General features: G+C 47.3%; 9 protein-coding genes and 2 pseudogenes. 3 read left to right on the plus strand and 8 right to left on the minus strand.

Annotated elements, in window-relative coordinates:
- Positions 1–20 precede the first annotated feature (20 nt).
- The 6 genes and pseudogenes from K7I13_RS04790 to cfpA all read right to left on the minus strand — a co-directional run bounded on the left by K7I13_RS04790 (position 21) and on the right by cfpA (position 8,268).
- On the minus strand, positions 21–542 hold the full coding sequence (locus tag K7I13_RS04790; RefSeq protein ID WP_255948424.1) for a DUF1295 domain-containing protein: 522 nt from the start codon (positions 540–542) through the stop codon (positions 21–23).
- 26 nt (positions 543–568) lie between these two features.
- Positions 569–961 (minus strand): DUF1295 domain-containing protein, encoded by a 393-nt coding sequence (locus K7I13_RS04795; protein ID WP_255948426.1) that lies wholly within the window; start codon positions 959–961, stop codon positions 569–571.
- A 281-nt stretch (positions 962–1,242) separates the two neighbouring features.
- Positions 1,243–1,704 carry a hypothetical protein gene (locus K7I13_RS04800; RefSeq protein ID WP_255948427.1) on the minus strand — a complete coding sequence of 154 codons (462 nt, stop codon included), beginning with the start codon at positions 1,702–1,704 and terminating at the stop codon, positions 1,243–1,245.
- A 512-nt stretch (positions 1,705–2,216) separates the two neighbouring features.
- A pseudogene (locus K7I13_RS04805) lies at positions 2,217–4,868 on the minus strand (putative PEP-binding protein); the annotation flags it as partial.
- A 10-nt stretch (positions 4,869–4,878) separates the two neighbouring features.
- The gene (locus K7I13_RS04810; RefSeq protein ID WP_255948431.1) at positions 4,879–5,952 is read right to left on the minus strand and encodes a hypothetical protein; all 1,074 of its coding nucleotides are present in this window, start codon (positions 5,950–5,952) and stop codon (positions 4,879–4,881) included.
- A 250-nt stretch (positions 5,953–6,202) separates the two neighbouring features.
- Positions 6,203–8,268, minus strand: a pseudogene (gene cfpA, locus K7I13_RS04815) (cytoplasmic filament protein CfpA).
- 151 nt (positions 8,269–8,419) lie between these two features.
- Here cfpA and K7I13_RS04820 point away from each other — a divergent pair.
- From K7I13_RS04820 to K7I13_RS04830, 3 genes are read left to right on the plus strand one after another with little or no spacing between them, the layout of a single operon-like run.
- Positions 8,420–8,941, plus strand: a complete 522-nt coding sequence (locus tag K7I13_RS04820; protein WP_255948433.1) for a vWA domain-containing protein — start codon at positions 8,420–8,422, stop codon at positions 8,939–8,941.
- Positions 8,938–9,354, plus strand: a complete 417-nt coding sequence (locus tag K7I13_RS04825; protein ID WP_255948434.1) for a hypothetical protein — start codon at positions 8,938–8,940, stop codon at positions 9,352–9,354. Before K7I13_RS04820 ends, K7I13_RS04825 begins: the two co-directional genes overlap by 4 nt.
- Positions 9,354–10,856: a pallilysin-related adhesin gene (locus K7I13_RS04830; protein ID WP_255948435.1), complete on the plus strand. Its 1,503-nt coding sequence runs from the start codon at positions 9,354–9,356 to the stop codon at positions 10,854–10,856. The genes K7I13_RS04825 and K7I13_RS04830 overlap by 1 nt, the downstream gene beginning before the upstream one ends.
- A gap of 29 nt (positions 10,857–10,885) precedes the next feature.
- Here K7I13_RS04830 and K7I13_RS04835 read toward each other — a convergent pair whose 3' ends face one another.
- A complete protein-coding gene (locus K7I13_RS04835; RefSeq protein ID WP_255948436.1) occupies positions 10,886–11,896 on the minus strand; it encodes an SPOR domain-containing protein in 1,011 nt (336 codons plus the stop codon).
- The gene (locus K7I13_RS04840) at positions 11,893–12,207 is read right to left on the minus strand and encodes a hypothetical protein (protein WP_255948437.1); all 315 of its coding nucleotides are present in this window, start codon (positions 12,205–12,207) and stop codon (positions 11,893–11,895) included. The genes K7I13_RS04835 and K7I13_RS04840 overlap by 4 nt, the downstream gene beginning before the upstream one ends.

The following is a 12,207-nucleotide window of genomic DNA, read 5'->3' on the forward strand; positions in this document are numbered from 1 at the left end:
AAGGCGGATTTGTCAATGATTTAGTTTTCCGCCTTCCGATTTTGCGGCATAGCCGCCGCTGTTTTTTTCCGCGGGACCCAGGGAATAATGGGACTCACCTCTTTCCGGTAATCCTTATAGGCCGGGTATTTTTCCACACTGATACTTTCGGTAAAAATAGTTGATCCGATAAAAAGCGCGGTCAGAGCGAGCGGACCGAAAAGGCCGGACTGTATAACCAGGCCGGTAAAAGTTCCAGCAAAACCCACGGTCGAACCGGCCGCAAGGGCCATCAGCCAGACAGACCACCAGAAACCGAGTTCGCCGAAATAATTCGGATGCCGGCTTACGGAAAACAGACCATGGGTTAAAAATCCCCGGGGAATGTCTTCCTCATATTGTTCCGGAACATCAGCTTTTCCGCCGGAATGCTTTGCCGTCTGGAAAACCTCCTGCTGGCGGTCTGCAATTGTTTCTACCAGAATAAAAAGCCCTGACAGAACCGCGGCCGGAATAAAGAACACCGGCAATGGCCCGGATGGAAGCAGGGTCAGATAATACACAGGGAAGGTAAACAGAATAAAAAGTCCTATCTGGAAAATGAAATAAACAGAAGATTGAATACCTGCCAGAGCAGAGGACTTTTAATGCGGCCGCGGAGAATACTCCAGCGGTAATCTTCGGTGCCGGTATAACCGCCCTTTTTCGCAAAATTCCATGTCAGCCGCACGCCCCAGACAGAAATTAGGGAAGCCGCTATGAGAAGCGCGGGAGAGAATCCGCCGCGCAGGGCATAATACCAGGCAAAAACAACAGGCAGAGTACTCCAAAGACGGTCAACCCATGAATAATCACCGGTGAAAATCCCGAAAAAGAAAGAACAGGCTGAAAAACATGCCGCCCATACAATTACTACCATCAGAGGATTGGCATTAAGAATCCATACCGGTAAATGCAGAAATCCGCCTGCGAAAATACTCATTACAACGGCTGTAAGGCAGAACGCCGTAAGCAAAAATAAAAGAAATTGTTTCATTATGTTTTATTTTATCACATTTCTTCCCAGCCTGCAATAATTCTGCAGAGGCGGGAGCTTGTTTGTGCATGATTTAAACTGGATTTTTCTGAATTTGGTATTTATCAGGTATTTTAAAACAAAGAAGCTGCCTGGGAATCAGATGGATTCTTTCCGGCAGCTTCTTTGCTTTACAGAGCAAGACATGAAGGATATCCCTGCCTTGCTCATGGCAATCTCATTATTTCTTATTTCTTTTTTGTTTGCGGGGCCTTTGCCGCCGGTTTTGCCGCGGGCTTCACAGGAGCTTTTGACGCGCCGGGTTTCGCGGGAGTGGCTTTCTTGTCCGCAACAGGCTTAGTAACGCTCTTTACGGGGGCTTTTGCCGCCGGTTTCACAGGAGCTTTTGCCGCGCCGGGTTTCGCGGGAGCGGCTTTCTTGTCAGCTGCGGGCTTGGCAGCGCTCTTTGCGGGGGCTTTTGCTGTCGGTTTGGCCGCGGGCTTCACAGGAGCTTTTGACGCGCCGGGTTTCGCGGGAGCGGCTTTCTTGTCCGCAACAGGCTTAGTAACGCTCTTTACGGGGGCTTTTGCCGCCGGTTTCACAGGAGCTTTTGCTGCACTGGTTTTCGCGGGAGCGGCTTTTTTGTCCGCTGCAGGCTTGGCAGCGCTCTTTACGGGGGCTTTTGCTGCCGGTTTGGCCGCGGGCTTCACAGGAGCTTTTGCCGCACTGGGTTTCGCGGGAGCAGTTTTTTGTCAGCCGCAGGCTTGGCAGCGCTCTTTACGGGGGCTTTTGCCGCCGGTTTGGCCATGGGCTTCACAGGAGCTTTTGCAGCGCCGGGTTTCGCGGGAGCGGCTTTCTTGTCCGCAACAGGCTTGGCAGCGCTCTTTACGGGGGCTTTTGCTGCCGGTTTGGCCGTGGGCTTCACAGGAGCTTTTGCCGCACTGGGTTTCGCGGGAGCAGCTTTTTTGTCAGCCGCGGGCTTGGCAGCGCTCTTTACAGGGGCTTTTGCTGCCGGGTTGGCCGTGGGCTTCACAGGAGCTTTTGCCGCACTGGGTTTCGCGGGAGCAGCTTTTTTGTCAGCCGCGGGCTTGGCAGCGCTCTTTACAGGGGCTTTTGCTGCCGGGTTGGCCGCGGACTTCACAGGAGCTTTTACAGCACTGGGTTTCGCGGGAGCTTTTTCAACAACAGGCGCCGGAATAATCTTTACGGATTTTGGTTCCAGTTTCCGCCCCTCACTTTCGGCTTTTTCAAGCTCTAACTGGGCTATCGCCAGCAGAGCAATGGGAACGGAATACGATGAACAGGAAACATAATCGAGACCTATGTCCATACAGGCCCGGATATTTTCCGGGCGGGCCCCATGTTCACCGCAAAGACCGATGACAATATCGGGACGGGCAGTTTTGCCTCTTCTTACCGCAGTTTCAATCAGTTCCTTTACGCGCGGTTCAAGCACCGCAAAGGGATTTCCGTCTATCAGATCATACATGGTATAATCGGGCATGAAGGAATTGAAATCGTCCCGGGACAGCCCGAGGGTCGTCTGGGTGAGATCATTTGTTCCGAACGAGAAGAACTGGGCATAACGTGCAATTTCACCGGCGCTCAGGGCGGCCGCAGGGAGTTCAATCATAGTACCGACACGGTAATCGACAGACTTGCCTCCGTTTTCAGCGCGAAGCATTTCCGCAATTCCTACAATGCCCTTGTACTCATGTCCTTCAATTTTCTTTCCGTATACTATTTGCTTTAATTCGCGGAAGTTCATCACAATAGGGACCATTATTTCAGGCTTAACTGATATTTTTTCTTTCTGAAGCGCGTAGGCCGCCTCGAAAATAGCGCGGATCTGCATTTCATAGATTTCAGGATATGAAATCGCAATACGGCAGCCGCGGTGTCCGAGCATGGGGTTTATCTCAGCAAGGGCATCAATTTTTTCCTGAATTTCGCCGCGGCTGATCTTTGTTTTTTTCTTTTCCGAAAGGTAGGTAACAAATTCGGAAAGCTCTGCGGCATTATGCGGAAGAAATTCATGGAGAGGGGCGTCAAGCAGACGAATGGTAACTTCCCTGCCGTCCATAGCCTTGAATATTCCGTAAAAGTCATCCGCCTGCATCTTCTGCAGTTTTTTAAGCACATTTGTGCGTTCAGAGGCATCCTCTGAGAGGATCATATCCCTGAATACATTAATTCTTTTACTGTCAAAGAACATGTGTTCGGTCCGGCACAGCCCGATCCCTTCGGCGCCGAACTGGATTGACAGTTTGGCATCGTGGGGGCTGTCCGCATTTGCCCTGACATGGAAATCCTGGATAAAGGAACGTGACAGTCTGATAAAATCCAAAAGACCTGATGTTTCCGGATCCGGCTCAATAAGCTCAACTTTGCCAAAATAAACGGTTGATTCCCCATAATAGGGAACATTCAGTGAGATATAGTCGCCCTCATTGATGGTATGTCCGTCAACAATTGCTTTCTTTCCGCGGATAATCATATCGGAACGAACCAGAGAAATTTTTCCGTACTGCCGTGCGACAACCGAAGCGTGCGCCGAATATCCACCCTCATTTGAAAGGACACCGGTGGCGACTTCAATACCCTTAACATCGCCGGCGTAAGTTGCAGGCATCAAGAGAATACAGCGCGTATCTTCTCCGTTTTGCCGGGCAACGCGCTGGGCGTCAATAAGGGAATCAGCAGTAAAATAGACCCGTCCGACCGCGGCGCCCGGAGCGCCGGCTATACCGCCTGTTGTTTTTTTCAGATCCCTGGTGCTGGAAGTATTAATAACCGGGTGCAGAATCTCATTCAGGAGTCCGGGGTTCACTGCCTTTACAACGTAAGCGTCATCAACAACTTTCCGCTTATTCAAATCAAGCAGAAGTTTGATCAGGGAAATAGTACTCTTTGATTCTACCGATTTCTGCTCGATAAGCCAGAGTTTGCCATTCTCAATGGTAAACCTGATATTCCGTATATCACAGGTATTGTCCTCGAGCATCCAGGCAATCTGCTGGAGTTTTTTGAGGAAGACAGGATCCATCTGATTAATATCTTTTCCCTGGGCATTTATATCATCAAATTTTTCTTCAAAGAATTTACCCTGGAGCTTCTTTTCTCCGGTAACAATATTTCTGCTGAAAAAGGACCCGGAACCGGAACCTTTGCCGAAATTACCATACACCATGGGCTGAACCAGGATTGCAGTATCGGCGTCATTCTGATCGTCAAGGCGGAGCAGGCGGCTGATTTCCCGAAGGGAAATTTCAAGCTGATCCTCTGCGGAATCAAAGAAACCGGCCGGCAGAAGAGGACTGTAACGGTCCATGATTTCCCTTCCGGAAAGAGCCAGCTTGGAATCATTAAGAGATTCGCTTACTTCCTTCAGGGCAGAAGAAAGGGCTTCCAGTTCAACAGTCCTGTTTTCAATTTCCGCGCACTGTTTTTCAATCGCAAGAATACCTTTTAAAAGGAAGAATACTTCGTGCGCTGCGAAATTAACCCCTACCCCATTTTCAAAACCGGTAATTGTTGTTCTGGTCAGACCAAAATTGTGCAGCGTCGGGTAATTCGTTATGGCAAGATTCGGAGAAATAACCAGCTTTACCAGCATAGGGTTTTTCGGATCACCGAACTGCTTTCCGACAATAGCGCTGCATTTAGTTAAAAGAGGTTCAACCAGCTTGCCGACCGGAATCCGGTCAAGGATCGGAGCAAGTGAAGAATCAATAATAAATCCGGGGAGAATCGGAAGGCCAAGTTCCGTAAACTCAAGTGCACGGCGGCCCCGTATTCCCAGCGCATTCTTATCGATTTTCTTGCTGAGTGTGTCTTTCTGACTAAAAAAGTATATTGAATTTATTGAAGTCATTTTTCTGCTCCTAGAAAAGATTCATAACCGTATCAGGTGATCCGTGAAGGAAGGCTTCAAACTGGGGACTTGCACCCTGTTTGAAATATCTGGACAGTTTTGCCAGGTCCTGGATATTTTCACCGGCCACGCTGAACTGAATCGTACTGCCGTGTTTTACCTTACCCCATTTAAACAGCGTATTGATATCAACAATGCGCTCTCCGTCATAATAAATAAACACTTCCAGGTTCGGATATTTTGCATTATAGCTTCGTATTATACGTTTCCATGCCTCGACATTTCCATTATGGAACAGTTCGTTGGTAACAACGACCGAAACAAGGTTAGACATTTTCGCATGAGACGGTGCCGCCGGTTTTGGAGCAGCGGTAACGGCGGACGGGGCCTCAGGCTGATACGTATATCCCATATCCTTTGATACCGTCGCAGGAGGAGCGGACGTATATACAGGGACCATGGGTTCCTGCGCGGCGCCGCCCTTTGCGGAAACACGGCGTTTCGCCGGCGCAGCTTTTTTTGCTGCGGGCTTTTTCGGAACCACATACATATAGGGGCCTGAAAGAAAATCAGGAGAAGGCTTTGCGGCCTTGTTTTCAAGCAGATTCATGAGGGCTGCCGCAGCCGCTTTGGTTGTTTTTGTCCCGGCGGACTCATCCTGAGTACCGGCATACACCACGACCAGTTCATTCTTTCTGAATCCTGAAATTATCGCCGCACTTTCGGGGTTCTTGGGATTGATAACAATAAATCCAAGATCGGGATGATGATACCCGATAATAAGGTCAATAGCCTTCCATTTTGCAGTTTCAGTTGCAATCTGTTCCGGATACATTGTCAGCGCGGATAAATTCCGTGAGACAGCCGTATATTTCCATTTTTCAACGAGCAGCATATTTACTACCGCAGGTATTTCTTCCGCTTCAAGTTCCTTGCTGTCCAGAAAACTGTTAATATTGTCGGCAAGGTTCATTTTCGGATTGCTGGCATCCAGAAGATCCAGTGTCCGGTTTATGTGCCTGACAGAAGCATTGAATGTTTCCCTCATGGCCAGACGAGCATAAAAATTTGATGATGCTATCATCACTTTCCTCCTGATTTATACGCTAAATCCCGAGCTTCTTTCAAAACTCGGTTAGCTTTGAAAGAAGTTTTTCAAAGAAAAATCCATTTCTTTATACCTGATAGAAACAGATTTTTCTTTTGTTACATCTGAGGTTACGATTTCAAAACTTTCCCGGTTTTGAAATCGCTTCCCGTTAATGGTTTTGATAAAAAAGCCCCCGAAACGTTTCAGCTCGTTTACGGGGGCGCCTTTTGTTCCCGGCTATACCTTAGATTTCCTTAAGGCCCTTTCTGGAACTCTTCTTTGCCGCTGGTCTGCCTCTGCGGCTCCTGTCAGAATCCACAACACCGGCCTTTGCTGTTTTCGCAGGTTTGCGCCTGGAAGCAGCGGGGGCCGCTGCCGGAGCGTCAGCCGCGGCAGCTTCAATGGCAGGAACTTCCGACGGACTGTCGTTAATCATATCAAGATATGAAGCGCGTGCGGAAGGTTCGCCGGCTGCAGGATCTTCATCAGCACCGAAGGTCTGGGCAATGTCGGCACGTACGGTTGAACGGCGGCGGCTGAATGAGGCAAATGCCGCATCCTGGAAGCCTTTTGAGACTCCATGCAGGAATTCATTCAGAACGTTTGCCATTCCATCGAGAGTGGCTTTTTTGCGCTTGATTGAAGTAATATCAATATCAAGCAGAAGTCCCGGCTGCAGATGGTAAGGATTGATAAGATAATCAAATTTGTTAAATTCAGTTTCAAGGAAATCAAGGCGTTCTTCCATTACGCGGCGTTCAATCGGGTACTGGTAGTCATACATACCTTTCAGTTTGTCGCGCATGATAATAAGTCTTTTCCGGAGTTTGTCTTTTTCATATACAAACGTGCGGTTCATTTTTTCGACTTCGGTTTCACCCGCCTTTACGAAGGAAATTTCATCCCATACCTTGGCTATGCCTTCATAAACGGGATCGCCCGACTGGTCCTTGTTTTTCTTGATTTTTTCTTGTACAGCCTTGCAAGATCGTTGAAATCGGTAACGCGTTTGAGGAACTTCGAGTCTTCATAACGTATGCCGAGAACGTCCCATAAATGTTCCACTTCCGTTTCAAAGGAACGGATCATGACTTCATAGGCCTTGCGTTCTTCATTCAGCTGGGCGTTGTCAAAATAGCGCAGACGGATCTGATAGCGTTCATCCGGCAGATGGGCGGCATCCGTATCGTCATATTCGCGCAGAATCAGTTCGCGGGCGTTTTTGAGGTTCTCAATATACTGATATCCCATTTTTGAGGTATCAAGGATTGAAGTAAGGGAATTTATAGCGGTATTGAATCCGCGGTTCCGGATATTTTCCGTATCAACGATTTTTTTCAGGTTTTCACGGATATTGAGCTGGTCAAATGTTTCAGGATCAATTTCAGCGCGGAGATTATCGATACGTTCCATCAGATCTTTGGCAATGACCGCATAGCGGAGGCTCTTCGGATTATCCATGTCATCGCTCGCATGGTCCCGTACCTTGTTCATCTTGGCAAAGATGATTTCGCCGTCTGACATTTCCTCGACACCCTGATCGATGCGGTCATCTTTCAGTTTTTCAATTTCCTTATCAATTTCATCCATATAATGTTTCGCGATAAGGTCTTTTATAAGATACTGAACCGTAGCCTGGTACTGGAAAATAGGGCTTATCAGTTCGGAATCAAGAATGTTAACCGACAGTTTTACATCGGTAACGGTCTTTGGCTTGTAAATATTGTCCTTAAAAGCGCATTTTACAATTGAATATGCGTTTTCACCGCGGACAAAGGCGCCGACGTCGGTCTTCTGCCGGAGCAGGGAGTTTGTAAGGGTTTCCAGGTCGTTAACACCGCGCTGGATATGTCCCTGCAGGTGTCCGTACATGTTAACCATGGATTTTTCAATTTCACCGGTATTAAACTTGTCCGCGCCGCCGACTTCATCAAGAAGCGTGGCAATTTCCTTCGGCGTATAGCGGTTTAAAACCTTCATTTCTTCGCGGTCAATAAAGCCGCGGACTTTTTTCACCATTTCATCTTCAGCGGTTACCATATAGCGGTTAAACATATTCTGGTAATTCTGGTTAAAATAGTTATAGAGTTTTTCCTTGACACCGCCCATTACGTCAAGTCTTTCAAGGACTTCCTTGGGCAGTTTTGTATTCAGGTGATGAAGAACCTTGTTTGTTTCTTCTTCAATTATTTGGTTTACTTCTTTCTGCTGATCACGATAATCCTGCGCGAGCGAATTTCGGGACCCTACGGCACTGGGTTTTTCCGGGTGAAAAACATTCGGACTCCGGGGCAGATCTATGCTTCCCATAATGTCATCTCCTTCCTTCTATATTATATCTCAATGAAATTCAGATACAAATCATATACTATTATTATATCCATAGAAAAATTTATGTAAAGCATTTTTTTTTTTTGTGAGATGCATTTTTCTGTATAATGGTATAAACTATGATAAACTGATGCCAGGAGTATGTAATGATGAAAAAAATGGATTAGCGCTTCTTCTCATACCTCTTTTTTCCATAATTTTTCCGGTATTTGCGGGTGAGAGAACGATTCCTGTTGATATGTTCCTTATGATAGACAAATCCCTTTCAATGGAAGAACCCGGAAAGTTTGAAACTATGCATACATGGGTGCAGGAACAGCTGCTCGGCCAAATGCTGATAGAAGGCGACTGGATTACCCTTTACAGTTTTTACGGGAAACCGGACCATCTGCTTACCCTGACGATTGCAGGAGAGGCGGATCGGGCAAAAATTATACAGGTTTTCAATTCCATTGAGCCTGACGGACGTTTTACCGATATCGGCCTTGCGCTGGATACGCTCAAGGATGCTTTAAAACAGCGGGGAGAAAATGACCGGTATAAAATAATGCTTCTTTTGACCGATTTGCGGCAGGAAGCCCCTGGACATCGCGGTATGCCGGTGTCATTGATCCATTTAAAAGCCCTTATCTCGCACAGGCGCGGTCTGTGAAGCATGATAACTGGTATGAAATAACACTCGATATGGATATACAGGAAAAGGTCGTAAAAACTACCCGGGACCTCTTTTCGGATATTTTAAAATTGCAGGGAGCGGAACACGCCTCATCATATCCCGGGGCGTCCGATCTTGAACTCGAAGACGGAACCGGAATTGCGGGACCGATGCTTCCGGGAGACTCCGTTGCCCATTCAATAGAAGAAAAAACACCCCAGACACGCCAGAAAACAGAAAAACAGGTTAAAACGGCAGGAGAAAGACCTGCGTGGCTGATACCTGTTATTATTATTGTTGTTGTCATAATAGTGATTATCTGCTTTTTCATATTTATCCTGCCCGGTCTTACACGGGGGAGAGATGATGATGAGAAAAAGAAGAAAAAAACAGCTGGTACAGGGATATAATGAAAAAACTGATAGGTATTATACTTGCCGCGGTCCTGCTGGCCGGTGTTTTTGTGCTGGTTCTGGTCACACGGAATAACAATTCCGGTCCGGACACCGAAAAACAGGCGGCAAGGACTATTATTCCGGATGCAGACGCTGCTTCCGGAGAAGAAACAAGCAATTTGCAGGAAATTCTTACCTATGATGAGCTTCAGGTAAAGCCGCTCATTGTACTTGAGCCCGATGAAATTTTTGTTCAGGCGCTTACCGTTGATTTAAACAAGGATGAAACGCCCGACCAGATTTGCGCGGTAAAAAAAAGTACCCGGCCTGAAATATACCTGGTTCCCGGCATACAGAACCCAATAACAGGTGTATATACCCGGCTGGAAAGCGTCCCTACGGCAATCACACAGACAAGGACCTTTATTTTTTATTCCATGGATGTTATCGGAGACCGGAATTATGCAATAGTCTGTTCGGGTTTGACTGATGATATCATACAGGTCCTCTCTGTTTTCCGGCCTGAAATCCGGGAAGGAAAGACTTTTTTGCAGTCAGTGGCTGAAATACAGTCGGACGGATCAATAACCATTCAGGAAAACAGCCGCTCTTCCGCCTATAATCTTGGGCTGACTTCGGGTGATAGTTTTCCTATTATCAGCCTTAATTCCGATCCCGCCGCGCCCCAATCCCTTGATCAGATTGAACGCACATACCGATGGAACAGGATATCAGGGAGATACGAACTGGCTTCGGAAAGGGAAATCAAAGGTAAAAAAATTGAAAGTGTGCTTTTGATCCAGCTCAGAAACGGTAATATCAATGCATTTGAAGATTTCCTTGACGGATTGTGGTATATAACCTCTGCAGCACCGGATTCCCGCTATCTGTTTTTTGATAACGCAAAAAACGAACTCGTTTTTTACACCGGCGAAACCGAAGAGATCTTTGCACGGGATTCCATATCTCCCAGAAGAAACGGGGTCTATATGGTTACCCATAATGAGACCATAGCCAGTATCCGGCGGCTGATGGATATCGAGCTGGCGGGTACAGATGAAATCCGTATGAAAGTTCATGAAGATGTTCAGCTGAAAATCGGGGTCGGGTCAAACTGGGACGGAACATACCGGAAAATGCAGAATACGGCGGCTATGCCGGTTAATGAAAGCACACGGCTTCTTTCGCAGGTCAGACAAATTATTGACGTGTCGCAGGAGGAATGGATATCGGCAGCCGGTCAGACAATCATTCTCTCCAATAATGCATATACCCTGAACAGAACGACGGGGTCTGAAACAGGCCGGTGCGCGCTGCTGAGTGTTCAGGGAAGGCCGGTGTTTCAGTTCAAACCGGATTCCGCCAATGGAAAATCGACATTTTATCTTGTAGATGCAGGATCGAAAATGGAAAAAGGTGAAACAATACAGACCCTTACCCTTTCAGAGGTAAGCATTTCAATGAATACTATTCTGTTTGAAGGGAGTCCTGCCCTGACTTTTTTGCGGAAAATATAGGACCTTTTCAGGAAAGCTTACTGCTTGGCCTATTCAAATACAAGAAAACATTCAAACCCGGCATTTTTAAGACGGGCTCCGGTTGAATGGGATGCGTCTTCAGGAACAAGCACCTGATAGTATACCGTACCGCTTGGGCGCGTAGTGGTTCTGATAAAGGGTTTAAAGCCGAGGCTCTGGAGTTTCCGCACAAGGTCTTCCGAGTTTTCCCTGCTCCTGAAAAAACCGACCTGCTGCCACATATCACTCTTTTCAGCCTCAGGTCCGGCGGAAGCCGGCTGTTCGGGAACAGTCTGGATATCAGTGACCTTTCCCGGGACTTCTGCTATCTGAATTGCTGTCTGCGGAAATGGGCTTTCCTGTTTCCGTTCCATCAGGTACCAGAAAGAAACAGGGGCAAGTTCCATGTTTCCGTTTATTATTGCGGCTTCCGGACTTTCCGGATACAGGCGTATCAGATCATCCTTCGCTTTTTTATCATTGTCCGACCACCAGAGTGTAAACAGCAAACCGGGAGCGTAGTCGGAATATGCAGGCTGCTGGGTGTACGCTTTGATAAGGCTTATTGCCGAATCGCGGTCAGCGGCGGATGCGAGCTGTATCCAGGCGCTGTACACACGAGCCCGCGTCAGTATTTTTTCATCAAAACAGGTCAAAAGCACAGCCCGGACAAAGCCTTCTGCCTGTGATATATCATTACAGGCAAGAGCGCAGCGGGCCGCGTCGAGAATCAGGGAATCATCCCGGCCTTCAGGATCGGCAAAAGCCGCCTGGGCAAAATGCTGTGAGGCTTCCCCGAGAAAGCCTATTCTTTCCTCGTACCCCGCGAGCGCCGCCAAAAGCTGTTTTTTTTCAGCCGGAGTTGTAATTTCATTTGCGGCAGCCAGCAGTGAAGGAATAATGGTTTCAGGAGAACCGGATTCAAAGGCTGAAGTAAGGATCCGCGCTACAGCAACGGAATACTGCTCCGGAAAGAGCGGGACAAAAGATAAAAAAAAACAAATGCCGAAGAAAAATCCTTTATTCTTTAACCGGTTCATTTTACTTCTTTTGGTCCCGGAGTACCGGGATTCTGTTCCGCGGGCTTTTTCCCCGGAGGCAGAGGTGAAGTACCTGACGGTTTCTGGTCCCTGCGTACGGTATCAGAATGATTGTTTTTCCGGAATCCTATAAAAAAAGGAATGGAACAGAGCGTTCCCGCAATAAAAGCAAGGAGGACGCTCAGATAAACGGGAACATCCTTGAAGGTATGAAAAACAACGGAAACACTGCAGCTGTTCTCAAGATTATAACCGATAAAAAAAGCGGCAAAGACAAGTATTATTACAAATAAAATTAATTTATACGGCAT

Source organism: Brucepastera parasyntrophica (assembly GCF_022376835.1).
GTDB classification, from domain to species: Bacteria; Spirochaetota; Spirochaetia; order Treponematales; family Treponemataceae; genus Brucepastera; species Brucepastera parasyntrophica.